The 22873-nt window shown below is 66.3% G+C and carries 22 protein-coding genes and 1 other RNA gene; 15 read left to right on the plus strand and 8 right to left on the minus strand.

The features are described from left to right. Positions 1-25 precede the first annotated feature (25 nt). Genes ACM0PY_RS06255 through ACM0PY_RS06265 form a run of 3 tightly spaced genes read left to right on the plus strand, consistent with a single transcriptional unit; the run spans position 26 to position 4619 of the window. Entirely contained in the window at positions 26-3493 is a 3468-nt protein-coding gene (locus ACM0PY_RS06255; protein ID WP_495493247.1) for a TipJ family phage tail tip protein, read from the plus strand. Continuing rightward, positions 3493-3882 carry a hypothetical protein gene (locus tag ACM0PY_RS06260; protein ID WP_235646659.1) on the plus strand — a complete coding sequence of 130 codons (390 nt, stop codon included), beginning with the start codon at positions 3493-3495 and terminating at the stop codon, positions 3880-3882. Before ACM0PY_RS06255 ends, ACM0PY_RS06260 begins: the two co-directional genes overlap by 1 nt. Further along, entirely contained in the window at positions 3882-4619 is a 738-nt protein-coding gene (locus tag ACM0PY_RS06265) for a hypothetical protein (RefSeq protein WP_495493248.1), read from the plus strand. Before ACM0PY_RS06260 ends, ACM0PY_RS06265 begins: the two co-directional genes overlap by 1 nt. A gap of 7 nt (positions 4620-4626) precedes the next feature. Here ACM0PY_RS06265 and ACM0PY_RS06270 read toward each other — a convergent pair whose 3' ends face one another. Further along, on the minus strand, positions 4627-5292 hold the full coding sequence (locus ACM0PY_RS06270) for an SOS response-associated peptidase (protein WP_414609469.1): 666 nt from the start codon (positions 5290-5292) through the stop codon (positions 4627-4629). Positions 5293-5370: 78 nt separating this feature from the next. Here ACM0PY_RS06270 and ACM0PY_RS06275 point away from each other — a divergent pair, with 78 nt between their 5' ends. Both ACM0PY_RS06275 and ACM0PY_RS06280 read left to right on the plus strand, forming a co-directional pair. Beyond that, entirely contained in the window at positions 5371-5913 is a 543-nt protein-coding gene (locus tag ACM0PY_RS06275) for a hypothetical protein (RefSeq protein ID WP_414609467.1), read from the plus strand. Between the two features lie 106 nt (positions 5914-6019). Beyond that, positions 6020-6523, plus strand: a complete 504-nt coding sequence (locus ACM0PY_RS06280; RefSeq protein WP_414609468.1) for a hypothetical protein — start codon at positions 6020-6022, stop codon at positions 6521-6523. A gap of 3 nt (positions 6524-6526) precedes the next feature. Here the strand turns inward: ACM0PY_RS06280 and ACM0PY_RS06285 are convergent, their stop codons facing one another. Further along, positions 6527-7732, minus strand: coding sequence for a phage integrase central domain-containing protein (locus tag ACM0PY_RS06285; protein ID WP_495493249.1), 1206 nt, complete (start codon positions 7730-7732; stop codon positions 6527-6529). Between the two features lie 165 nt (positions 7733-7897). Further along, positions 7898-8251: a transfer-messenger RNA gene (gene ssrA, locus ACM0PY_RS06290) on the minus strand. 220 nt (positions 8252-8471) lie between these two features. Here ssrA and ACM0PY_RS06295 point away from each other — a divergent pair. Further along, positions 8472-9044: a hypothetical protein gene (locus tag ACM0PY_RS06295; protein ID WP_061477942.1), complete on the plus strand. Its 573-nt coding sequence runs from the start codon at positions 8472-8474 to the stop codon at positions 9042-9044. 75 nt (positions 9045-9119) lie between these two features. Here ACM0PY_RS06295 and smpB read toward each other — a convergent pair whose 3' ends face one another. Continuing rightward, the gene (smpB, locus tag ACM0PY_RS06300) at positions 9120-9623 is read right to left on the minus strand and encodes an SsrA-binding protein SmpB (RefSeq protein ID WP_005416174.1); all 504 of its coding nucleotides are present in this window, start codon (positions 9621-9623) and stop codon (positions 9120-9122) included. 57 nt (positions 9624-9680) lie between these two features. Between smpB and ACM0PY_RS06305 the strand changes: the two genes are divergently transcribed. Continuing rightward, on the plus strand, positions 9681-10106 hold the full coding sequence (locus tag ACM0PY_RS06305) for a type II toxin-antitoxin system RatA family toxin (protein ID WP_061477941.1): 426 nt from the start codon (positions 9681-9683) through the stop codon (positions 10104-10106). A gap of 3 nt (positions 10107-10109) precedes the next feature. Continuing rightward, the gene (locus ACM0PY_RS06310) at positions 10110-10367 is read left to right on the plus strand and encodes an RnfH family protein (protein ID WP_134972719.1); all 258 of its coding nucleotides are present in this window, start codon (positions 10110-10112) and stop codon (positions 10365-10367) included. A 34-nt stretch (positions 10368-10401) separates the two neighbouring features. On the opposite strand, the gene ACM0PY_RS06315 is transcribed toward ACM0PY_RS06310, so the two are convergent. After that, positions 10402-10794: an outer membrane protein assembly factor BamE gene (locus ACM0PY_RS06315; protein ID WP_005409234.1), complete on the minus strand. Its 393-nt coding sequence runs from the start codon at positions 10792-10794 to the stop codon at positions 10402-10404. Between the two features lie 103 nt (positions 10795-10897). Between ACM0PY_RS06315 and fur the strand changes: the two genes are divergently transcribed. Continuing rightward, a complete protein-coding gene (fur, locus tag ACM0PY_RS06320) occupies positions 10898-11305 on the plus strand; it encodes a ferric iron uptake transcriptional regulator (protein WP_005409235.1) in 408 nt (135 codons plus the stop codon). A 63-nt stretch (positions 11306-11368) separates the two neighbouring features. On the opposite strand, the gene ACM0PY_RS06325 is transcribed toward fur, so the two are convergent. Continuing rightward, on the minus strand, positions 11369-12625 hold the full coding sequence (locus tag ACM0PY_RS06325) for an SGNH/GDSL hydrolase family protein (RefSeq protein WP_180884503.1): 1257 nt from the start codon (positions 12623-12625) through the stop codon (positions 11369-11371). A gap of 97 nt (positions 12626-12722) precedes the next feature. On the opposite strand from ACM0PY_RS06325, the gene ACM0PY_RS06330 reads away from it, so the two are divergent. After that, positions 12723-13640, plus strand: a complete 918-nt coding sequence (locus ACM0PY_RS06330) for a LysR family transcriptional regulator (RefSeq protein ID WP_111202027.1) — start codon at positions 12723-12725, stop codon at positions 13638-13640. 134 nt (positions 13641-13774) lie between these two features. Here the strand turns inward: ACM0PY_RS06330 and recN are convergent, their stop codons facing one another. Further along, positions 13775-15436, minus strand: coding sequence for a DNA repair protein RecN (gene recN, locus ACM0PY_RS06335; RefSeq protein ID WP_065179665.1), 1662 nt, complete (start codon positions 15434-15436; stop codon positions 13775-13777). A gap of 115 nt (positions 15437-15551) precedes the next feature. On the opposite strand from recN, the gene hrcA reads away from it, so the two are divergent. From hrcA to dnaJ, 4 genes are all read left to right on the plus strand, one after another. Next, complete coding sequence (gene hrcA / locus ACM0PY_RS06340; protein WP_005416180.1) at positions 15552-16616, plus strand: heat-inducible transcriptional repressor HrcA; 1065 nt, start codon at positions 15552-15554, stop codon at positions 16614-16616. 63 nt (positions 16617-16679) lie between these two features. Then, the gene (gene grpE, locus ACM0PY_RS06345) at positions 16680-17195 is read left to right on the plus strand and encodes a nucleotide exchange factor GrpE (RefSeq protein WP_049416918.1); all 516 of its coding nucleotides are present in this window, start codon (positions 16680-16682) and stop codon (positions 17193-17195) included. Between the two features lie 181 nt (positions 17196-17376). Beyond that, a complete protein-coding gene (dnaK, locus tag ACM0PY_RS06350) occupies positions 17377-19299 on the plus strand; it encodes a molecular chaperone DnaK (RefSeq protein ID WP_005416183.1) in 1923 nt (640 codons plus the stop codon). 154 nt (positions 19300-19453) lie between these two features. Then, a complete protein-coding gene (gene dnaJ / locus ACM0PY_RS06355; protein WP_072168303.1) occupies positions 19454-20578 on the plus strand; it encodes a molecular chaperone DnaJ in 1125 nt (374 codons plus the stop codon). 122 nt (positions 20579-20700) lie between these two features. Here the strand turns inward: dnaJ and ACM0PY_RS06360 are convergent, their stop codons facing one another. Then, on the minus strand, positions 20701-21498 hold the full coding sequence (locus ACM0PY_RS06360) for an AraC family transcriptional regulator (RefSeq protein WP_111202029.1): 798 nt from the start codon (positions 21496-21498) through the stop codon (positions 20701-20703). 72 nt (positions 21499-21570) lie between these two features. Between ACM0PY_RS06360 and ACM0PY_RS06365 the strand changes: the two genes are divergently transcribed. Beyond that, on the plus strand, positions 21571-22770 hold the full coding sequence (locus tag ACM0PY_RS06365) for an MFS transporter (protein ID WP_111202030.1): 1200 nt from the start codon (positions 21571-21573) through the stop codon (positions 22768-22770). The last annotated feature ends 103 nt before the right edge of the window (positions 22771-22873 follow it).

The following is a 22873-nucleotide window of genomic DNA, read 5'->3' on the forward strand; positions in this document are numbered from 1 at the left end:
AGTCGCAACTCCAATCGCCCGCGGGTTGCAGCTGGCGGGCGCCGGCGGCAAGAGCGGCAGCAACGGCCGCACCTCGGTGGAGACCCCGGACAGCCTGCACTCGATGGCCGTGGCCAGGATTATTGACCTCGTCAGCGAGGGCGAGATCCGCGGCCTGGTGGCCGGCAACCAGTCGATCTACCTGAACCAGGTGCCCATCCAGAACCCGGACGGTGGGTTGAACTTTGCTGGCGTCACCGTCGACACCCGATCAGGTACGCAGGACCAGGACTACATCGCCGGGTTCCCGTCGGTCGAAAACGAAATTTCAGTGAACGTGGAGCTGCGCAGCGACCAGCCGGTCGTTCGCGCCGTAAGCGGGCCTGATCTCTCGGCCGTGCGCATCCGGCTGGCCGTCCCTGCCCTGCAGAAGGTAGATGAAGAGAACGGCGACCGGAACGGCTACTCGATCAGCTACGCGGTGGACGTGTCGGTCGACGGTGGCGCCTACACCACCGTGCTCAACGATGCGATCACCGGCAAGACCACGACGCAGTATGAGCGCAGCCGTCGAATTGAGTTGCCGCCCGGCTCGCAGTGGCAGGTGCGCATTCGCAGGCTGACCCCGAACCAGAACAACTCGCTGATCTCGGACGTGGTCAACGTGCTCTCGATGACCGAGATCATCGATGTGAAGCTGCGCTACCCGAACAGTGCGCTGTGCGCGGTCCAGGTCGACGCGAGTCAGTTCCAGAACATCCCGTCGCGATCCTACCGGGTGTGGGGGCGGATCATCCGCGTGCCCAGCAACTACGATCCCATCGGCCGCACCTACAGCGGCGTGTGGGATGGCACCTTCAAGTCGGCCTGGACGAACAACCCGGCCTGGGTGTTCTTCGACATCGTCACCAATGACCGGTTCGGCCTCGGCAACCGCATCCCGCTGGACTGGGTGGACAAATGGCGGCTGTACCAGATCGCCCAGTACTGCGATCAGCTGGTGAGCGACGGCATGGGCGGCCAGGAGCCACGGTTCACCTGCAGCCTGTACCTGCAGAGCAGGGCGGACGCCTACAAGGTGCTGCAGGACATGGCCGGCATGTTCCGCGGCATCAGCTTCTATGCCGCCGGCCAGGTCATGGCCTCGGCCGACATGCCGAAGGACCCTGGTGCGACCTACAGCCAGGCCAACGTGATCGAGGGGCGCTTCCACTACGAAGGCAGCGGCCGGAAGACACGCCATACCGTCGCGCTGGTGTCGTGGACCGATCCGGACGACTTCGGGCGGCAGAAGGTGGAGGTCGTTCAGCACCTCGATGCGATCGCGCGCTACGGCGTAAACCAGACCGAGGTCACGGCGATCGGCTGCCACTCGCGCGCGCAGGCGCAGCGGGTAGGCAACCATATCCTGTACACGGAGAGCCTGGAAACCGAGACCGTTAGCTTCGCGGTTGGCTTGGATGCCCTCAACTGCATGCCGGGCGACGTCATCCAGGTGGCTGACCCGAACAGGGCGGGGCGCCGGCCCGCCGGCCGCGTCCGTGCTGCAGGCGCCAGCAGCCTCACCCTGGACCTGGTGCCCGAGACGATGGCCGTGGGCGACACCTTGCGCGCCACGCTGCCCAATGGGCGCACGGAAGGCCGGACTATCAACGGGATCGACCCCGCCACGGGAGTGGTCACGGTCTCGGCACCGTGGTCGGCCATCCCTGTGCCGCAGTCTGTGTGGGCCACCGAATCCAGCGACTTGGTGCTGCAGCTGTTCCGCGTGATCGCCATCACTGAAGGCGAGGAGCTGACCTACAACATCACAGCCCTGAAGCACGTCCCAGGAAAGTATGCCGCGATCGACGACGGCACCCGCCTCGAACTGCCGCCGATCAGCATCATCCCGCCCAGCGTCCAGCCGCCGCCGACCAACGTGGCTCTGTCCTCGCACGTGGTGATCGAGCAGGGCATCGCCACGCCGACGCTGACCATCCAGTGGGACCCGGCCGACAAGGCCATCGCATACGACGTGGAATGGCGCCGCGACGACCTCAACTGGGTGCGCGCTGGGCGCGTGGCCACCAGCAGCATCGAGGTGCCCGGTATCTACGCGGGCCAGTACCTTGCGCGCGTGAGGGCGGTGAACGCGCTCAATGCCGTCTCACTCCCGGCTATGAGCCCGCTCACGACGATTGCCGGCAAGACCGAGCCGCCGCCAGCGGTGACCTCGCTGACTGCCACGTCCATCGTCTTCGGCATCCGGCTGGCCTGGGCTTTCCCGCCAGGCGCCACGGACACTCAGCGCACCGAGATCTGGCGCAGCCCCAGCCCGAACCGAGAGACGGCCACGAAGCTCGGAGATTATGCCTACCCGCAGAACCGCCTGGAGCTGGATGGCTTGGCCGCAGGTGGCCGCTTCTTCTTCTGGGCCCGGCTTGTAGACCGTAGCGGCAACATCGGTCCTTGGTATCCGGAAGGCGCCGGTGTGATGGGCGAGGCGAGCACCAACCAGTCCGATTACGACGCCTATTTCTCCGGGAAGATCAGTGAGAGCGCGCTGGGCCAGGCACTGCGCGGCAAGATCGACAGTATCGACCAGATCGTGCCGTTGATCTGGGACGCAGCGGCGACCTACGAGCCAGGTCAGACGGTCGTTCACAACGGGAAGATCTGGAGCTGGCAGGGCACCGATCCCGGCAACGAGGAGCCGCCTGGCACGAACTGGCAGGACGTGGGCGACGCCATTGCGGAAGCAGGCGCAGTCGCTGGCCGGGTGAACACGTTGGAGCTGCAGGTCAACGATCCGGAGACCGGCCTTCAGGCCATCGGCCAGAAAACCGACGGGCTGTTCGTGCAGCTGAACGTGCAGGCTGCAGGTGACGAGGACTGGGGCGCCGGCGATGAGACGGTTTTCGCTGGCACACTGACCATTCAGACGGTCATCGCAGAGGGCGATTACGCCCAAGCGAAACGAACCGATACCGTGCAGGCTCAGGTCGGGCAGACCCAGGCAGCAGTCGAACAGACTTCGCAGGCAGTGGTGGGCCTCAATGGGAAGATCAGCGCCACATACACGCTTCGAGCGCAGGTTACCTCCGACGGCCGGATCTACGGCGCCGGCTTCGGCCTGGGTGTCGAGCAGCAGCCTGATGGTAGCTTCCAGAGCCAAGCGCTCTTCCAGGTGGACCGCTTCGCGCTGATCAACATCGCCAACGGCGCCACCACTGCCCCGTTCGTGGTCCAGGGCGGCCAGACCTTCATCAGCCAGGCCTTGATCGGAACCGCGTGGATCACCAGCGCCAAGATTGCCGATGCGGCGATCACCAACGCGAAGATCAGCGGCGCGATCCAGTCGGATGACTACGTTGCTGGCCAGACCGGCTGGAGGATCGACAAGGCTGCCGGCGGCGGGTTCCAGTTCAACGGAATGGTGGCTGGCGGGTATCGCCTCAACATCACCAACCAGGGCGTCTACATCTACTACCCGAACGGCAACCCGGCCGTCGAACTTGGAGTGCTGCTGTAATGGCTGATGTGGGGCTAAGGGTGAGAAGCCAGAGCGGGTATGTGGAGACCACGGTCACCACACGCCTGACCAAGATCATCGGGTCGTATACGTTCCCGCTCTACAACCCGATCAACTCCAACAACAAGTGGGTAGCGCCGCCTGAGGCAAACGGGGGGCTAATCGTCAACGACTTTTCCGGCGGTGAGCCCTTCTACTACTTCACTTGCGAGGGGCAGCGGTCGGCCTACGGCATGCTGGTGCCTTCGGTGACCATCTCGGGCAACAGCATCAACTGGACCTGGGATCCCGACGTGGTGAACTACCACGTCAGGATGGAGATGTTTCCGAGCCAGCCAACCTCGAACACCGTCGGCGGCATCACCCTTCACTACGGGATCTACAGCTGATGGCCGTTGGACTACGCGTGCGAAACCAGGGCACCGGCCAAATCCAGATTGGCGCAGGCTATCGGAACCTGCAGCTGGCCAAGTCGGGCACGCTCGATACCGGATCGTTCTCCGGCGGCGCGACCGGCGGATCGCCGCCGTTCGCCTCTTGGCCAGATCGCGGGTTCCTGGCCAGCACCAACGGCACGTCCAACCTGCACGTCTGCCGATATGTGAACGACTCAGTGTCGGTGAATACCGGCTTCAGCCTGGTGCAAAGCGGCGTGACGTGCCTCGCATATGCATCGAGGTCGGCTCCAAACAAGTCGCTGGAGTACTACACGTTCAGCGCCGCTGAGCGCGCAGCTTCCGGTCCGGTGGGGCTGCGGATGCGTGGTGAAGATGGGACGGTCTTCTACGACTCCAGGTGGAAGGGCCTGCGCGTGCTGCAGGTGGTCGCCTTACCTGCGGTCGCTGGGCCGCCTGTAGAGATCGGTCAGTTCTTCCCGGGCACCAAGATCGGCATCGCCATCCCATCGCCGCGGTTCTACTACTCGTCCGTGGCGCAGGACCGTTGCACGATGAACGCCGACTATTTCCACATGACCAGCGACAACAGGATCTTCCTCTCCAAGCAGGCGGTCTCCCAGCAGACCCTCATCACCAACACCTTCCCCGTGGGCGGTGCCACGATGGGACCCCAGAACGCCACGATCTTCATCGTGGACCTGACGGAGGTGCCGCTGGGGTTCGGTTGACGCGTGGCTACGCGACCTGCAGCAGCAGGTCCTCGCGGTTGTTCCGAGGCGTGTTAACCGCGCGGCTGACGCGGTAAGCCTCCATCGCGGGTGGTTCGCTGGCCAGCAGCATTGCCATGGCGTCGTCGGGGCGCGCTGCCATCCACTCATCAATCTGGCCGGCCTGCAGCCACACCGGCATGCGGTCGTGGATGTCGGCCGAGACGCCACTGCTGTCGCCGGTGATGATGGTGAAGGTGCCCAGGTTGCCGTCGGGCAGCAGGGGGCTGGTGTCCTCCCACAGGCCGGCGGCAAGCAGGGGCCCGGTTGCGTGGATGAACCAAGGATCTTTCTTCTCGTCGATCGGGCTCACCGACCACTCGTAGTAGCCGGCCATGGGGATGACGCAGCGGCGCTTCTTGAAGGCCGACCGGAACGCTGGCTTGGTGGCCACCGTCTCGATCCGGGCGTTGATGGTCGAGCCCTGCAGGCCTTTGGCCTTGGCCCAGAACGGCAGCAGGCCCCACGCCAGCCGAGTGACCTGCCGGCCTTCGCCCCGGTCCAGGATCACCGAGGCGCGCTGTGTCGGCGCGAGGTTGTAGCTGGGCTGGATCTCGGCCAGGCCCTGGGCAAGGTCAGCCAGCCCCGGCTGGACGAAGTCGATCACGGGGAGCTGGACGAATCGGCCGCACATAGGGAGCATGTACGCTCTCGGCTGTGATGCCACTGACAATTCCGGACGGTCATGGGGACGGAGCAGTTCAAGCCATACATGGAATTCACCGCGCAGGGGAAGGCGTACGAAGCCCTGATGGTGATGATTTCGCAGCTGGAAAAGAAGCCGCACTCGGCAGCTGAACTGCTTCCTGTGGTGGTGTTTATGGCCTTCACCGTGGAGGCCTATTTGAACTCCCTTGGCGCCAGGAAGATTGAATTCTGGGATGAGATTGAACGCATCCCATGGCGGAACAAGGTCAATGTGCTGCATCTTCACGCTGGTAAGGAGGCGGACTGGGGCGGCAAGCAGCTGCAATACGCAGCGAGGCTATTCGCTCTGCGAGACAAGCTGGCTCATGGCAAGCCCGAGGTGGTTGCTGGGCCGATCTGCGCGTCGCGTGAAGAGGCTGAGGAAAAGCTGCTTGAAATGGTCAACCCTCCGTGGCTGAAGGAGCTATCCGCAGGATGGCTTAGAACGGCGAGGACGAGTTTCCGGGAGCTGATGACCTACCTTTCCGGCCTCTACGGCCTGGAGGTAGTTGATCACCAGCTCCATTCCCAGGGGCGATTCGAGATCATCCGTTCGGAGGACAAGTAAAGGCAGCCTTGCTCGACCAGCTTTTCGGCCCCCCTTGCCGGAACGATTCAGTCAAGTGGCCGCCGCGTTCGCAGGATCTGCGACCGCCAGCCGTATCCTTCCGGCCATGCGCTCTTCCCACGGCTTCCGCACCGCCCCGATCCCCTCTGGCTGGGTCCAGACCGGCGAGCGCTGGGCGCTTTGGTACAACGGCCGCGAGACGGCCAGCGTCATGCCCGACGGTGGTCCTGGGGTCCGGCTATGGATGGAAGGACAGAAGATGTGGCAGGTGAAGGAAGTGCGCGCGGCCAACGTCCGGCAGGCGAAGCGGTACGCCGAGCGCTGGTGTGCGGCCAGGCTCTATCCCGATCTTCCCCTGCGCCAGGCGGTTGCCCGGCTGACCGACAGCACCCCGATCCAGCCCGAGCCGCCACTGCCCGGCCTGCCGCCGACCCGCGAGCAGCGGCAACAGGCCCGGCGTCTGGCCGAGGCCGGAGCGAAGGAGGTCGAACGGATCAAGGCGGCGCTCGAACCGCGCAAGCCGCCGGCAGAGACGAAACCCCGAGCGAGGGACGTCCGCACCAAGGCGTGGGTGAGGGCAGGGCTGCAGCAGATGCGGCGGGGCGTGTAGGCCTCATCCTGCCCGCAGCTTCACCACGTTGCCGTCGCGCAGACCATCGAGGTAATCCGCCCAGACCTGCATCATTCGCACGCGCTCCTGCAGGTGCGATGTGCGGTTGTAGGCCCGGCCGTTGGGATCCTTCACCGCGTGAGCAAGCTGGTGCTCGATGATGTCCGGGCGGAAGTGCAGGACCTCGTCCAGAATGGTGCGAGCCGTCGCGCGGAAGCCGTGGCCGGTCATCATCGTGCGGTCGTAACCCATATTGCGCAGCGCTGCGGTAACGGCGTTCTCCGACATCGGGCGTTTGGCATCGCGGGCGCCAGAGAACACCCACTTGTGCCGGCCGGTGATCGGCTTAATGTCCTCCAGGATCTGCAGCGCTTGCCTGGATAGCGGCACCAGGTGCGCTGCACGCATCTTCATCTTGCTGGCGGGGATGGTCCACACGGCCGCGTCGAGGTCGAATTCCTCCCATTCCGCATGCCGAAGTTCGCCAGGACGCAGGAACACCAGCGGCGCCAGCCGTAGCGCCGCCCTGGTGATGGCAGATCCGCCGTATGCCTCGATGGAGCGCAGCAGGCCGCCCAGCTGCACGGGGTCGGTAATCGCCGCATGGTGGGCTTCCTTCGGCGGCGCGAGCGCTCCTTTCAGATCGGCAACCGGGTTCCGCTCGGCCCGGCCGGTGGCCACGGCGTAGCGCATGATCTGGCCGCAGTTCTGCATGATTCGGTGCGCAGACTCGATCGCGCCGCGTTCCTCGATGCGCCGGGCCACCCGGAGGAAGTCCGGCGCGGTGAGGTCAGTTACAGAACGCGACCCGATCCAGGGGAAGACATCGTTCTTCATCCAGGCTTCGACCTTCTCCGCATAGCTGGGCACCCAGGGGCGTGTGGCCAGCCACTCATTGGCGATGGTCTCGAAGCTGTCCGAGCCAAGGGCGGAGTGGGCGAGGGCAGCGGCCTTCTTCTGCGCGCCAGGGTCGACACCTCGGGCCAGCAGTCGGCGGGCTTCGTCGCGGGCCTCGCGGGCGCGCGCCAAGGAGACATCCGGGTACAGGCCGATCGACAGCAGCTTCTCCTTGCCGGCGATGCGGTACTTCCAGCGCCAGCTGCGCGCGCCGGTCGGGGTGAGGTAGAGGTAAAGGCCGCCACCGTCGGTGATCTTCTGCGGCTTGTCGCTGGGCTTGGCGCGCCTGATGGCTGCGTCGGTCAGAGGCATTGGGGGTATCGCTTCAGTGGGGGCGGTCGGATACCCCTTGATATACCCCCACCGTCTCATGGATTGAAACGGATTGCCCCGGTCTGCTGCGGACAATAAAAAAGCCCGGAAACCCTTGTGATGCGGGGGTTTCCGGGCTTCTCCGGTCCTTTGCGAACCGTTCGTTGGTGGAGGTGGGCGGAATTGAACCGCCGTCCGAAGGCACTCCATCCCCAGCACTACATGCTTAGCTCACCGTTGGATCTCGTCCCCGAACAGCACGGTGCGCAAAGCGCATCCGGGAACCAGCCTGTTGTGTTCTAGTGCCGGACTGACAGGCAGCCGTCCAGCGCGATTCCATGATAGTGACTCTACACCGCGAGCATGGACACAAGCGGTTTCGAGGCTTAGGCCTTAAGCGGCCAGAGCGTAGTTGTCGTCGTTGGCAACTAGAGTTTTGCAGCTGGATTTACGAGGAAAGCTACCCCCTCGGCATGCGCCAGGCGACTTCACAACCCCCGTCGAAACCAATGCACCCCCGGTTTCTTCAAGTTCTGCAAGGTACAAGGCCTGTTTCGTGTCGCCACGGTCAGTGCCTGCCCAACAGTGGCAATGCTACGGCAAAACAGCTGAACAGTCACCTTGGCAATCCACAACAAGTTGTAGAGCCTCGGTCATAGCGGATTGGTAACGTCATGGGCACGAATTTGCGACACACTGGCGGCGACCATCCGGGCCAGGACAAACACGGAGACTGTGGGTGACCGAGGCAAGCCAACAACGCAGCCTACGACAGCTGGTCGGGCCCGTCGGGGCCGACTATCAGAGGCGCGCGCTGCCGCCCGGTTGGGTCTGGGCGGTACTGGCGGCGTTGCTTGCGGCCACCGCGCTGACCGAACTGCCGGCCACAGCGGCCGCAGCACTGGTCGCCAGTGCGGTGGTGGTGCATTGGTCGCAGCGCGGTCGCATCCATTGGCTGGGCTGGCGTCTGCCGGGCATGGCGGTGTTGGCGGCCCTGCTGTGGGGGCCGGAAGTGCTGTCGCAGTGGTTCGAGCACGGGCTGGCCGTGGTCCTGATGTCGCTGGCGAGCCTCAGCATCGGCGTGCATGTGTGGCAGTCGCGGCAGCTGGCGCGACAGCTGCAGGGCGCTGCCGATTCGCTGGATGACGCCCAGCTGCTGGCCCTGTTGCCGGCCGATGCGGCCCAGATGGCACAGCAGTGGCGCGCGGGCGATGACCGGCATGCCCCGGAACTGGCGGTCGTAATGCACCTGGCCGTGATGCACGCGGCGCTGGCACCGCGCATGCGCGGGCAGGGCATGCTGGCGGGGTGACCCGCCTTTTGTAGAGCCGAGCCTGCGCTCGGCTGCCCTTCTTGCCGAAGCCGAGCATGGCTCGGCGCTACAGCCTTACGCGTCGCGGTTGCCGCGACGCATCACACGCTGCTTCTCGATCGCCCAGTCGCGGTCCTTGGCGGCATCGCGCTTGTCATGGGTCTGCTTGCCCTTGGCCAGCGCGACTTCGAGCTTGATCTTGTTCTTGCTCCAGTACATCGCAGTGGGCACGATCGTGTAGCCATCGCGCTCGACCTTGCCGATCAGCTTGTCGATCTCGTTCCGGTGCAGCAGCAGCTTGCGCTCGCGCCGGTCATTGGCCACCACGTGGGTGGAGGCCTGGATCAACGGGGTGATCTGTGCGCCGATCAGGTAGATCTCGCCGCGCTTCACATAGGCGTAGGCGTCGATGATGTTGCCGCGGCCTGCGCGGATCGACTTGACCTCCCAGCCCTGCAGGGCGAGGCCGGCCTCGAAGCGCTCTTCGATGTGGTACTCGTGGCGGGCACGCTTGTTCAACGCGATGGTTTTGTTGGCCGTCGCGCTCTTTGCTTTATCCTTGCCGCTGTTCTTGCTCATTTCCGTATTGTCTCCGATTCGGGCCCGCCCGGTCGATTGCCGAAACGTCCTGTATTCATGCCTACTATCCGCCGCAGCGCCCTGGTCGAACATTCGGCCGCGCGCATGTTCGACCTGGTCAATGATGTCCAGGCCTATCCGAGCCGTTTCCGCTGGTGCTCGGCCGCCCAGATCATGGAGCAGGGCGAGGACCGCCTGGTGGCGCGCCTGGACCTCGGCCTGGGCTCTTTCAGCACCTGGTTCCAGACCGAAAACACGCTGCGGCGACCGCACAGCATTGATATGCAGCTGCGCGATGGCCCGTTCAAGCAGCTGCACGGCCGCTGGGAATTCCATGCGCTGGCCGAGGATGCCTGCAAGGTCACCCTGACCCTGGAGTTCGAACCCAGCTCGCGCCTGCTCGGTCCGGCGCTGGCGATCGGCTTCCAGGGGCTGGCCGATCGCATGGTCAACGATTTCGTCCGCGTCGCCGACGAGGGCTGAGCGATGATCGAGGTCGAGGTGGTACTGGCCTGGCCGCAGCAGGTGCTGTCGCGCCGCCTGCAGCTGGAAGAGGGGGCCACCGTCGCCGATGCTGTCGCGGCGGCCGCACTGGAAGGCAGTGCCGATTGTCCCGCCGTCGCCGTGCATGGCGTAGTGGCACGCCCGCACCAGGTTCTGCTGGACGGCGACCGCATCGAACTGCTGCGCCCGCTGCTGGCAGATCCGAAGGATAACCGCCGGCGTCGCGCGCTCGGCGGTTGATTCCGGAAGCCGTACCTGCGGACGGGCAGGGGGCTCAGCGGCCCTTCTTCTTCTTGTCCTTCGGCAGATTGCGGCCGAACTGGCGCACGGTCTGCTGGGCCAGGGCCTTGTCGTTGCCCGGGAAGTAATCGCCTTCCCAGCGGGTCACGGTGTCATTCTCGAAGAACACCACGAAGTTCTTCACTTCGGTACGGCCCAGGCGGTTCACGCGCTGGCTGGAGGTGTAGTCCCAGCGCTGGGCGTGGAACGGGTCGGGAATGGACGGGGTGCCCAGCAGCGCGGTGACCTGCTGCTTGCTCTGCCCGACCTGCAGCTTGGCCACGGCATCTTCCCGGATCAGGTTGCCCTGATAGATGGGTTGCTTGTAGATGATGCCGCACCCGGTGGTGGACAGGGCGACGGCGGCGACCAACAGGAGATTGCGCATCGGGACTGGCGGTTGGGGAAATCAAACCGATGATACACTCCCGGCGTGCCACCGCGACCCAATCCGAGGCAGCTGGCGCTAAATCGCCAATGAACGGAGACCTATGGAAACCCACGACCTGCGTAAAGTCGGCCTGAAGGTGACCCATCCGCGGATGCGGATCCTGGCGCTGCTCGAGCAGCGCAATGCCCAGCACCACATGACCGCCGAAGACATCTACCGCCAGCTGCTGGAGCACGGCGACGAGATCGGCCTGGCCACGGTGTACCGGGTGCTGACCCAGTTCGAGGCCGCCGGCCTCGTGCTCAAGCACAATTTCGAGGGCGGCCAGGCGGTCTACGAACTGGACCGTGGCGGCCACCACGACCACATGGTCGACGTGGACAGTGGCAAGATCATCGAGTTCGAAAGCCACGAGATCGAGGAGCTGCAGCGCAAGATCGCCGCAGACCATGGCTACGAGCTGGAAGAGCACTCGCTGGTGCTGTACGTGCGCAAGAAGCGCAAGTAAGCCGTTCCGGCCAGCTGGATGCGACGAAACCCCGGGCCTGCCCGGGGTTTTCCGTTGATGGGGTCAGAGCCCTTTCCCTTCAGGAAAGGGATCCGACCCTTTGCGGCCCAGCAGGATCTCCAGGTCCACCGCCTCGGCCATGGCCCGGTTGCCGGCATCACCCGGGTGGAGGTGGTCGCCGGAGTCGTAGGCGGCGGCCATCCGTGAGGGATCGGCCGGGTCGCGCAGTGCCGCGTCCAGGTCAATCACCGCGTCGAACGGGCTGTCCGTGCGCAGCCAGGCATTGATCCGCTGGCGCAGGGCATCCTTGTCCGGGTGGTAGTAGTCGTCCAGTGGCGTGCCGGGCAGGGCGTCGGCAAACGGCGGCAGGGTGGCGCCAATGATCCGCACGCCACGGTGGCGGGCCTGTTCTGCCAGCGTCCGATACCCCGCCTGCAGTTCGGCCAGCGTGGGCCGGGCCTGGTTCCGGGCGAACGCAGTGCCAGGCCAGCTGATGTCATTGATGCCGATCAGCACGATCACACTGGATACCGCAGGCTGGTCCAGCGCGTCGCGCCGGAAGCGGACCAGGGCGGATTCACCCATGCCGTCGCGCAGCAGCCGCCCCCCGGAAATGCCGGCGTTCACCACGGCCATGCCCCGCGCTGCCAGGCGCGCGGCCAGATGATCGGTCCAGCGCTGGTCCTGGTCGAGGCTGGCGGTGGCACCGTCGGTGATCGAATCCCCGATCACCACCACGCTGCGCGCGTCGGCGCCGGCCTCGACGTCAATTCCGGTCAGCAGCAGGCGGGCCGTGGTGCTGCTGGCTGCGCTCAGGGCCTGGGCCCGGCTCTGGTCGCCGGGGGCGATCCAACTGGTCTGGCGGCCTTCCCAATGGAACGTCTGAACGGTTGCCGGCCCCGGCACAAAGACGCTGACCTGCACTGCCTGGCGGTCATCCGTGGCCAGCGGGAGCGGATCGCTCAGCTGTTCCTGACCGGGCCCGATCAACACCCCGGGCTGGCCGCCGAAGCTGAGCGGTTGCGGGATGGCGCCCGCGCGTGCGGCCACGCTGGCTGCTCCGATCCGCAGCGGCTGGGTGCCGTAGGCATTGCTCAGCCGCACCCGCAGCCGCGGGCCGCCCAGGCTGATGCGCGCCGTCTGGCGGAAGGTCTGGTCCTGCAGTGTGGCCGGGACCAGGGTCGGGAACAGGAAATCCGCGTTCCAGACCGGCTGCGGGCTGGCCTGCCAGCTGGCGACCCAGTGCGGGGCGGATGCGGCACTGGCGGCGCCGGACACGGCGAGCAGGGCGGTGGCGGTGAGCTGGCTCAAGCGGTTCATCGGGCAGTCCCGAGTGGAGGGACCGCCATGGTGATTCCGTGCTTATCTGTGAACTAGACTGCGCATGGACAATCATCTGTGAACTGGATTCATTGCCATGGCGCGACCTGACATCAACCGATCTGGCGAACTGGAAGTGTTCGTGCGCGTGATCGAGACCGGTGGCTTCTCCGCCGCCGCCCGAACGCTGGACATGACCCCGTCGGCGGTCAGCAAGCTGGTGGCCCGGCTGGAGCAACGGCTGGGCACGCGCCTGCTGCAACGCTCCACCCGCCAGCTGCAGCTGACCCCGGAAGGCTGCGCGTTCTACGAGCGTGGCCTGCGCGTGCTGGCCGACCTGGAGGAGGCCGAGCGTTGTGCCAGCGCCCATGCCGAGCCGCGCGGGCGGCTGCGGGTCAACTCCAACGTACCGTTTGGCCGCCATTTCCTGTTGCCGCTGCTGCCGGCGTTCCTTGAGCGTAACCCGCAGGTGGGCGTGGACCTGACCCTCAACGACGAGGTGATCGACCTGCTGGAGCAGCGCACCGACGTGGCAGTGCGGGCCGGGCCGCTGAAGAGCTCCAGTCTGGTGGCGCGACGGCTGGGCGCGACGCGGATGATGATCGTGGCTGCACCGGCCTACGCGCAGCGGCACGGGCTGCCACGCACTGCCGAGGAGCTGCAGTCGCACAACCGGCTGGACATCGGCCACGCGCGTGCGATGCAGGGGTGGCCGTTGCTGCAGGAGGGGCGCGAGCGGATGCTGCTGCCCAGTGGCAATGCCCGCGCCAGCAACGGCGATGCGCTGCGCCAGCTGGTGCTGGGCGGGCTGGGCATGGCGCGGCTGGCGGCATTCCAGGTGCAGGAGGACATTGCTGCCGGGCGCTTGCTGCCGGTGCTGGAAGAGGCCAATCCCGGCGACCTGGAAGAGGTGCACGCGGTGTTCCTGGGGCAGGGCGGTTACCTGCCGCTGCGGGTGCGCGCGTTCCTCGATTTCCTGGTGGAGAACGTCGACCTGACGCGGCCGTTGGGGTGATACGGGTAGTGCCGGCCGCTGGCCGGCAACCTCACGATCATCGTCCACCGGTGTTGGGTTGCCGGCCAGCGGCCGGCACTACCGTGCGGGTGGGTTGTAGATCCACGCCATGCGTGGATAACCGTGAACAGGCCTCAGGCCTGCAGCAGCTTGCGGGCGGCGGCGCGCGCTTCCTTGCTCACTTCCACGCCGCCGAGCATGCGCGCCAGCTCTTCCTCGCGCGCCTTGTTGTCCAGCTTTTCCACTGCGCTCTGGGTCATGCCTTCCACCGGGGCCTTGCTGACCCGGTAATGGGCGTGGCCCTTGGAGGCGACCTGCGGCAGGTGGGTCACGCACAGTACCTGGCGCTTCTCGCCGAGCGCGCGCAGCTTCTGGCCGACGATATCAGCCACCGCGCCGCCGATGCCGGAGTCGACCTCGTCAAACACCATGGTTGGCACTGCATCCAGGTCCAGCGCGGCCACTTCGATGGCCAGCGAGATACGTGACAGTTCACCGCCTGAGGCTACCTTGCGCAGGGCGCGCGGCGGCTGGCCGGCGTTGGCCGCCACCAGGAACTCGACGCGCTCGGCACCCTGCGGGTCGGGCTTGCCGCTGTCCTGTGGCTCCAGTTCGATCAGGAACTGGCCGCCGCCCATGCCGAGCTCGGCGATGATGCCGGTGGTGGTGGCCGACAGTTCGGCAGCGGCGCTGCGGCGGCTGGCGGTCAGCACTTCAGCCTGCACGCGCCAGGCGGCGGCGGCCTTGTCGATCTCGCCGGCCAGGCGCTGCAGGCGCTCGTCGGCGCCACGCAGCTGCTCCACTTCGGCATGCATGCGCTCGCGCTGCGCGCCCAGTTCGTCCATCGGCACGCGGTGCTTGCGGGCCAGGTCGTGCAGGCGACCGAGGCGGCGCTCGTTCTCCTCGAACTGTTCCGGGTCGGCATCCAGATCGTCGTGCACGCGATCAAGCAGCGACAGGGCTTCGTGCAGCTGGATCGAGGCGTTCTCGATCAGGCCGTCCACCTCGCCCAGGCGCGGGTCGTGCTCGACCAGCCGCGACAGCTCGTGGCGCACTTGCTGCAGCAGGTCCAGCGCGGAGCTGCCGTCTTCACCGTTGAGCTGGTTGCTGGCCGCCTGGCAGGCGCTCAGCAGGGCGCTGGCGTGGGCCTGGCGGCGGTGGCTGGCACCCAGTGCGGCGATCGACTCCGGTTCAAGGTCCTCGCGGTCCAGTTCGCGCAGCTGGTGCTCCAGGAAGCCGATCCGGTCACTGACGTCGCCCTGTTGCGACAACGCCAGCGATTCATCGACCAGTGCCTGCCAGGCCGCGGCGGCGTGGCGCACCTGGCGGCGCTCGTTCTCGTTGCCGGCATAGGCATCCAGCAGGGCCAGCTGCGACGGGCGCGCCAGCAGCGCCTGCTGTTCATGCTGGCCGTGGATCTCCACCAGCAGCGAGGCCAGGTCGCCCAGCTGTGCCAGCGTCACCGGGCGGCCATTGATCCAGGCCCGCGAGCCGCCGTCGGCGCGGATCACGCGGCGCAGCTGGCATTGGTCCTCGTCGTCCAGCTCGTTGTCGGCCAGCCACTGCCGGGCGGCCTGCAGCTGCTCCAGCGCGAACTCGGCGGAAAGCTCGGCGCGTGCGGCGCCATGGCGGACCACGCCGCTGTCGGCGCGCAGGCCGGACAGGAAGCCCAGTGCGTCGACCATCAGCGACTTGCCGGCGCCAGTCTCGCCTGAAACCACGGTCATGCCTGGCCCGAACTCCAGTTCGGTGGCGCGGACGACGGCAAAATCCTTGATCGAAAGATGTCTGAGCATGAGTAAGGGGGTGTCAGCAGCCGCGCAACGCTAGCACGCGGGCGCGGGAGGTCCAATGACTTGCCAAGGCGATGCGCCGCCATTATCTAGTGTCCGTGTCTCACAGGTTGATTCCATGCACGGTTCTCCCGACCAGCTTGCCCCGCGTGCGCGCCACCTGCTGCGCACGCTGATCGCGCGATACATCCAGGACGGCGAGCCGGTCGGCTCGCAGACGCTGGCGCGCGTGGCCGGCCTGGAGGTCAGCCCGGCCACCATCCGCAACATCCTGGGCGACCTGGAGGATCTGGGCCTGCTGGCCTCGCCACATACCTCGGCCGGCCGCGTCCCGACCGCGCATGGCTATAGGGTGTTCGTCGACAGCCTGCTGCAGATGCAGCCGCCGGGCGAGGGCGAGCTGGCCCGGTTGCGCCAGGAACTGGCCGGTGGCGGCAGTACCCAGGCCCTGCTCGGCAGCGCCTCGGAGCTGCTGTCGGCGATGAGCCACTTCGTCGGCGTGGTCAGCGCGCCGCGGCGTGAGCAGTTCGCCTTCCGCCAGATCGATTTCGTGGCGCTGGACGGGCGCCGGGTGCTGGCGATCCTGGTATTTGCCGACAACGAGGTGCAGAACCGGGTGATCGAGACCCGGCAGGAGTTTGCGCCAGGCCAGCTGGAGCAGGTCGCCAATTACCTCAATGCGCATTTCGCCGGCCTGCCGATGGCCGAGATCCGTACCCGCCTGCTGCTGGAGCTGCGCGACGCCCGGTCCGAACTGGAGCAGTTGCTGGCCCACAGCATCGAACTGGCCGAGCAGGCCCTGCAGCCGGCGGCCGACGACATGCTGGTGGCCGGGCAGACCCGCTTGATGGGCGTGCAGGACCTGTCCGACCTGGAGCGCCTGCGCGAACTGTTCGAGCTGTTCTCCAGCAAGCGCGAGATCCTGCAGCTGCTGGAGCGGACCATCCAGGCGCCGGGGGTGCGCATCTTCATCGGCGAAGAGACCGGAATGATGCCGCTGCAGGGCGTCTCGCTGGTCACTGCCCCGTACACCGCCAATGGCCAGGTGCTGGGCGTGCTGGGCGTGATCGGTCCCAAGCGGATGGCCTATGACCGGGTGATCCCGCTGGTCCAGGCCACCGCCGATGTGCTTGGCGCGGCCTTTTCGCCGGCCGGACGCACGCCGGGAACATCCGACGCTTGAAACGCAGCATCCCGCCCACACTAGGGTGGGTGGAGGCGGAGAGTGACCGCCAGGGACCCAGACATGAACCACGAACAGCCAGATATCGAATCCCAGCAGAGTGCCGCCGATGCGGCTGCCACCGCCGGCGTCAACGACGAAGTCGAGCGCCTGCGCGCCGAAGTCGAGCAGGTCAAGGCCGATGCGCTGCGTGAGCGCGCCGACCTGGAAAACCAGCGCAAGCGTGTTGCCCGTGACATCGAGCAGGCCCGCAAGTTCGCCAACGAGAAGCTGCTGGGCGAGCTGTTGCCGGTGTTCGACAGCCTGGATGCCGGCCTGAAGGCCGCCGGCGACGATCCGCACCCGCTGCGCGAGGGCCTGGAGCTGACCTACAAGCAGCTGCTGAAGGTCGCTGCCGACAACGGCCTGGTCCTGCTGGACCCGATCGGCCAGCCGTTCAACCCGGAGCACCACCAGGCCATCAGCCAGGCGCCGACCCCGGGCGCTGCCCCGGGCAGCGTGGTGACCGTGTTCCAGAAGGGCTACCTGCTCAACGAGCGCCTGCTGCGGCCGGCGCTGGTGGTGGTGGCCGCCGACTGACCCTGCCGGGCCGGGCGGCGGGAATGACCTGCGACCCGGCCCGACGCTGAACGCGCCGGGCGACCGGAAACACAGCGTTCGGGAGGTGGCTTGAATGTTCCACGGGCCTCCCCCACATCGTATTCATCCACCGGCCGAACGGCCGGACTGACCCCAACAAGCATCCTCAGGAGTCTCCCCCATGGGCAAGATCATTGGTATCGACCTCGGCACCACCAACTCGTGCGTGGCGATCATGGACGGCGGCAAGGCCCGCGTCATCGAGAATTCGGAAGGCGATCGCACCACCCCGTCGATCGTCGCCTACACCAAGGACGGCGAAGTCCTGGTCGGTGCCTCGGCCAAGCGCCAGGCCGTGACCAACCCGAAGAACACCTTCTATGCGGTGAAGCGCCTGATCGGCCGCAAGTTCACCGATGGCGAGGTGCAGAAGGACATCGCCCACGTCCCGTACAGCATCCTGGCCCATGACAATGGCGATGCCTGGGTCGCCACCAGCGACGGCAAGAAGATGGCCCCGCAGGAAATCTCGGCCAAGGTGCTGGAGAAGATGAAGAAGACCGCCGAGGACTTCCTCGGTGAGAAGGTCACCGAAGCGGTCATCACCGTGCCGGCCTACTTCAACGACAGCCAGCGCCAGGCGACCAAGGACGCCGGTCGCATCGCCGGCCTGGACGTCAAGCGCATCATCAACGAGCCGACTGCGGCTGCGCTGGCCTACGGCCTGGACAAGGGCGACAACAAGGATCGCAAGATCGTGGTGTACGACCTGGGCGGCGGCACCTTCGACGTCTCGGTGATTGAGATCGCCAATGTCGACGGTGAGAAGCAGTTCGAAGTGCTGGCCACCAACGGCGACACCTTCCTGGGTGGCGAAGACTTCGACAACCGCGTCATCGAGTACCTGGTTGAAGAATTCAACAAGGACCAGGGCATCGACCTGCGCAAGGATCCGCTGGCCCTGCAGCGCCTGAAGGATGCTGCCGAGCGCGCCAAGATCGAGCTGTCCAGCGCCCAGCAGACCGAAGTGAACCTGCCGTACGTCACCGCTGACGCGTCGGGTCCGAAGCACCTGAACATCAAGCTGACCCGCGCCAAGCTGGAAGCACTGGTGGACGACCTGATCAAGAAGTCGATCGAGCCGTGCCGCGTCGCCCTGAACGATGCCGGCCTGCGTTCGAGCGACATCAGCGAAGTGATCCTGGTCGGCGGCCAGACCCGCATGCCGAAGGTGCAGCAGGCGGTGACCGAGTTCTTCGGCAAGGAACCGCGCAAGGACGTCAACCCGGACGAAGCCGTGGCACTGGGTGCGGCGATCCAGGGCGGCGTGCTGGGCGGCGACGTCAAGGACGTGCTGCTGCTGGACGTGACCCCGCTGTCGCTGGGTATCGAAACCATGGGTGGCGTGTTCACCAAGATCATCGAGAAGAACACCACCATCCCGACCAAGGCCTCGCAGGTGTTCTCCACCGCCGAGGACAACCAGTCGGCCGTGACCGTGCACGTGCTGCAGGGTGAGCGCGAACAGGCCCGCTTCAACAAGTCGCTGGCCAAGTTCGACCTGTCCGGCATCGAGCCGGCCCCGCGTGGCCTGCCGCAGGTGGAAGTGTCCTTCGACATCGACGCCAACGGCATCCTGCACGTGTCGGCCAAGGACAAGAAGACCAACAAGGAACAGAAGGTCGAGATCAAGGCCGGTTCGGGCCTGTCCGAGGAAGAGATCGCGCGCATGGTTGCCGACGCGGAAGCCAACCGCGAGGAAGACAAGAAGTTCCAGGAACTGGTGCAGGCCCGCAACCAGGCCGACGCCCTGATCCACGGCACCCGCAGCGCCATCACCGAGCACGGCAGCAAGGTCGGCGGGGATGTCATCGGCAAGGTCGAGGCGGCGCTGGCCGACCTGGAAACCGCGATGAAGGGCGACGACAAGGCACAGATCGAAGCCAAGTCGAAGGCACTGGAAGAAGCTGGCCAGTCGCTGTTCGCCGCTGCTTCGGCCGACCAGGGCGGTGCCCCGGGTGCCGACGCCGGCAATGCCGGCAAGGCGCAGGATGACGTGGTCGACGCTGAGTTCACCGAAGTCAAGGACGACAAGAAGTCCTGATCCGGACCGACGCGGGACGCTGGCCACCAGCGTCCCGTTGTCGCATCAGGGTCCTGACCGCCCACCGGCGTGTCGGGGCGCCCGACGCAAGAGCGGACCTGGTTCCGCTCTTCCGCTTTGACGAATCCCGACTTTCCGGAACCCGATTCACGATATGAGCAAGCGCGATTACTACGAAGTGCTGGGCGTTGCCCGCACCGCCACCGACGACGAGCTGAAGAAGGCCTACCGTCGCTGCGCGATGAAGTTCCACCCGGACCGCAACCCGGGTGATGCGGCGGCCGAGGCCTCCTTCAAGGAGTGCAAGGAAGCCTACGAAGTGCTGTCCGACGGCAACAAGCGCCGCATGTACGACAGCCACGGCCACGCCGCGTTCGAGCACGGCATGGGCGGCGGCGGCCCGGGCGGCCCGGACATGAACGATATCTTCGGCGATATCTTCGGCAACATCTTTGGCGGGGGCGGCGGTGGCCCGCGCCAGGCCCGTCGCGGCGCCGATATCGGCTACGTGATGGAGCTGGACCTGGAAGAAGCCGTGCGCGGCGTCGAGCGCCGGATCGAGATTCCGACCCTGGCCGAGTGCGGCGACTGCGATGGCAGTGGCTCCGAGGACGGCAAGGTCGAGACCTGCAATGTGTGCCATGGCCGCGGCCAGGTGCGCATCCAGCGCGGCATCTTCGCCATGCAGCAGGCCTGCCACAACTGCGGCGGCCGAGGCCAGATCATCGCCAAGCCCTGCAAGACCTGCCACGGCAACGGCCGCGTCGAGGAAGACAAGGTGCTGTCGGTGAAGGTGCCGGCGGGCGTCGATACCGGTGACCGCATCCGCCTGCAGGGCGAGGGTGAAGCCGGGCCGGCCGGTACGCCGCCGGGCGACCTGTACGTGGAAGTGCGCGTGCGCGAGCATGCGATCTTCCAGCGCGATGGCGACGACCTGCACTGCGAAGTGCCAATCCGCATCTCGCAGGCGGCACTGGGTGACACCGTGCGCGTGGCTACCCTCGGCGGCGAAGCGGAGATCCGCATTCCGGCCGAGACCCAGACTGGCAAGCTGTTCCGCCTGCGCGGCAAGGGTGTGCGTTCGGTGCGCAGCCGCAGCGAAGGCGACCTGTATTGCCGCGTGGTGGTGGAGACTCCGGTCAACCTCACCACTGAACAGCGCAAGCTGCTGGAGCAGTTCGAAGCCACCTTCGTCGGCGAGGAAGCGCGCAAGCATTCGCCGAAGTCGGCCACCTTCATCGACGGCGTGAAAGGCTTCTGGGACCGGATGACGTCCTGAGTTTTTCAACCGAAGCGTTGAGCGGAAGCGCCGGGCCATGCCCGGCGTTCTCGTTTGCGATCCGCGATGGTTTCCGCCGGGCATGCGCCGCGATGGTGGATCCACGCCATGCGTGGATGCCGTTACCGGAAAAACGCCGCAGGTGTCTGCCCCAGCTGGCGCTTGAACATGCTGGTGAACGCGCTGGGGCTGTCGTAGCCCGTCGCCAGCGCGACATCGATGACCTTGTCGCCGACCGCCAGCCGTTCCATCGCGGCCAGCAGCCGTGCCTGCTGCCGCCACTGCCCGAAGGTCATGCCCAGCTCGTTGGCGAAATGCCGCTGGATGGTTTTCACGTCCACCTCCAGCGCCTGCGCCCAGTCCTGCAGCGTGGCGTCATCGCCCGGGTGCTTCTGCAGGTGCAGGCAGATCCGCTGCAGGCGCGGGTCGGTTGGCGCGGGCAGGTGCAACGGCAGCACGTCCATGCGGTGCAGCTCATCCAGCAGCAGGCGGACCACGCGGCCATCGCGGCTGTCCTCGATGTGCTCGCCCTTGACCAGCGTGGCGGCCTGCAGCAGCTCGCGCAGCAGGGGCGAGACCTGCACCGCGAACGGTTCGGCCGGCAGGTGCGGGGCGAACGACGGGTCGATGTACAGGCTGCGCATGTGCACGGCGGCGATGCAGTCCACCGCGTGCACCATGCCGGCCGGCATCCAGATCGCGCGGTTCGAGGGCACCACCCAGCGGCCGACTTCCGAGCGCACCACCATCAGGCCGGAGATGGCGTAGACCAGCTGGTGGCGCTGGTGCTTGTGCCCGGGAATGTGGGTGCCCACCGGGTACTGGGTGACCCGATAGGTGACCGGACGGTGCACTGGAACCTCCCGCCAGGGCGCGGCCGGATCGACGTCGCCGGCGATGTCCTTTTTGCGATAGGGCATGACCTGAACGCGGCAGAAGGGAGGGAAGGGCAACCGTAGCATGCGGGGCTCGCCCCCAACCTGACTGCGTCCATGTCGACCCTGGCTTCTCCCGCAACGACCTCACGCCCGGCGGCCCCCGGCGTGCTGGCCGCCATTTCCACCTCGCACGTCGTCAACGACATGATGCAGTCGCTGATCCTGGCCATCTATCCGGTGATCAAGGGTGGCTTCAGTCTCAGCTTCACCCAGATCGGCCTGATCACGTTGACCTATCAGCTCACTGCGTCGATCTTCCAGCCGTTGATCGGTGTAGCCACCGACCGCCGCCCGGCACCGTATTCGCTACCGATCGGCATGGCCTCGACCTTGTGCGGCATGCTGCTGCTCGGCTTCGCACCGAACTACGCGATGGTGCTGCTGGCAGCGGCAATGGTCGGCATCGGCTCGGCGATCTTCCATCCGGAGGCCTCGCGCATCGCGCGGCTCGCCTCGGGCGGCCGTCATGGCTTCGCGCAGTCGGTGTTCCAGGTGGGGGGCAATTTCGGTACCGCGTTGGGCCCCCTGATTGCGGCGGCAGTGATCGTGCCGTACGGCCAGCATGCCGCGTCGTGGTTCGCAGGCGCGGCCCTGATCGGCATCGCATTGCTGACCTATGTTGGCCGCTGGTACGCGTTGCATCTGGGCACGCCGCGCCCGGCCAGTACCGCCTCGATGGCGCCGCGCCATCCACCACGCACGGTGGCCAAGGTGCTGGCGATCCTGCTGGTGCTGATCTTCAGCAAGTACTTCTACATGGCCAGCATCGGCAGCTACTTCACCTTCTACCTGATCCACCATTTCGGCATTCCGGTGGCGCAGGCGCAGCTGCACCTGTTCGCGTTCCTGGTGGCGTCCGCCGCTGGCGGCTTCCTGGGTGGCCCGCTGGGTGATCGCATCGGCCGCAAGCCGATCATCTGGACCTCGATCCTCGGCGTGGCGCCGTTTGCGTTGGTGCTGCCGCATGCCGATCTGCTGTGGACCACGGTGCTCGCGGTACTGATCGGCTTCGTGCTGTCCTCGGCATTCTCGGCCATCGTGGTGTACGCGCAGGAAATGATGCCGCACCGCATCGGCATGGTGTCCGGCCTGTTCTTCGGTTTCGCGTTCGGTATGGGCGGGCTGGGTGCCGCCGTGCTCGGCCTGTTGGCGGACAGGACCAGCATCGAGTACGTCTACCAGCTGACCGCGTTCCTGCCGTTGCTGGGCATCGTGGCGGCGTGGCTGCCGCCGTCGCGGCCTGCTGCTCGCTGAGGGGGTTTGGTTTGCAGGGCTTGCAGCCCTGCACCCGCAGAGGCAACGGCAACAGCCGAAGCGCGCTATCCGTGGATTGGCGGGGGGGGGGGGCCGGTTGCGG

Source organism: Stenotrophomonas sp. BR163 (assembly GCF_047520985.2).
Classification (GTDB): domain Bacteria; phylum Pseudomonadota; class Gammaproteobacteria; order Xanthomonadales; family Xanthomonadaceae; genus Stenotrophomonas; species Stenotrophomonas sepilia.

Excerpts from the sequence above, each read along its gene's own strand:
- ACM0PY_RS06260 (WP_235646659.1), top strand. The coding sequence starts at position 3,493 with ATGGCTGATGTGGGGCTAAGGGTGAGAAGCCAGAGCGGGTATGTGGAG.
- ACM0PY_RS06265 (WP_495493248.1), top strand. The coding sequence starts at position 3,882 with ATGGCCGTTGGACTACGCGTGCGAAACCAGGGCACCGGCCAAATCCAG.
- ACM0PY_RS06270 (WP_414609469.1), bottom strand. The coding sequence starts at position 5,292 with ATGTGCGGCCGATTCGTCCAGCTCCCCGTGATCGACTTCGTCCAGCCG.
- ACM0PY_RS06275 (WP_414609467.1), top strand. The coding sequence starts at position 5,371 with ATGGAATTCACCGCGCAGGGGAAGGCGTACGAAGCCCTGATGGTGATG.
- ACM0PY_RS06280 (WP_414609468.1), top strand. The coding sequence starts at position 6,020 with ATGCGCTCTTCCCACGGCTTCCGCACCGCCCCGATCCCCTCTGGCTGG.
- ACM0PY_RS06285 (WP_495493249.1), bottom strand. The coding sequence starts at position 7,732 with ATGCCTCTGACCGACGCAGCCATCAGGCGCGCCAAGCCCAGCGACAAG.
- smpB (WP_005416174.1), bottom strand. The coding sequence starts at position 9,623 with ATGAGCAAGAACAGCGGCAAGGATAAAGCAAAGAGCGCGACGGCCAAC.
- ACM0PY_RS06305 (WP_061477941.1), top strand. The coding sequence starts at position 9,681 with ATGCCTACTATCCGCCGCAGCGCCCTGGTCGAACATTCGGCCGCGCGC.
- ACM0PY_RS06310 (WP_134972719.1), top strand. The coding sequence starts at position 10,110 with ATGATCGAGGTCGAGGTGGTACTGGCCTGGCCGCAGCAGGTGCTGTCG.
- ACM0PY_RS06315 (WP_005409234.1), bottom strand. The coding sequence starts at position 10,794 with ATGCGCAATCTCCTGTTGGTCGCCGCCGTCGCCCTGTCCACCACCGGG.
- fur (WP_005409235.1), top strand. The coding sequence starts at position 10,898 with ATGGAAACCCACGACCTGCGTAAAGTCGGCCTGAAGGTGACCCATCCG.
- ACM0PY_RS06325 (WP_180884503.1), bottom strand. The coding sequence starts at position 12,625 with ATGAACCGCTTGAGCCAGCTCACCGCCACCGCCCTGCTCGCCGTGTCC.
- ACM0PY_RS06330 (WP_111202027.1), top strand. The coding sequence starts at position 12,723 with ATGGCGCGACCTGACATCAACCGATCTGGCGAACTGGAAGTGTTCGTG.
- recN (WP_065179665.1), bottom strand. The coding sequence starts at position 15,436 with ATGCTCAGACATCTTTCGATCAAGGATTTTGCCGTCGTCCGCGCCACC.
- hrcA (WP_005416180.1), top strand. The coding sequence starts at position 15,552 with ATGCACGGTTCTCCCGACCAGCTTGCCCCGCGTGCGCGCCACCTGCTG.
- grpE (WP_049416918.1), top strand. The coding sequence starts at position 16,680 with ATGAACCACGAACAGCCAGATATCGAATCCCAGCAGAGTGCCGCCGAT.
- dnaK (WP_005416183.1), top strand. The coding sequence starts at position 17,377 with ATGGGCAAGATCATTGGTATCGACCTCGGCACCACCAACTCGTGCGTG.
- dnaJ (WP_072168303.1), top strand. The coding sequence starts at position 19,454 with ATGAGCAAGCGCGATTACTACGAAGTGCTGGGCGTTGCCCGCACCGCC.
- ACM0PY_RS06360 (WP_111202029.1), bottom strand. The coding sequence starts at position 21,498 with ATGCCCTATCGCAAAAAGGACATCGCCGGCGACGTCGATCCGGCCGCG.
- ACM0PY_RS06365 (WP_111202030.1), top strand. The coding sequence starts at position 21,571 with ATGTCGACCCTGGCTTCTCCCGCAACGACCTCACGCCCGGCGGCCCCC.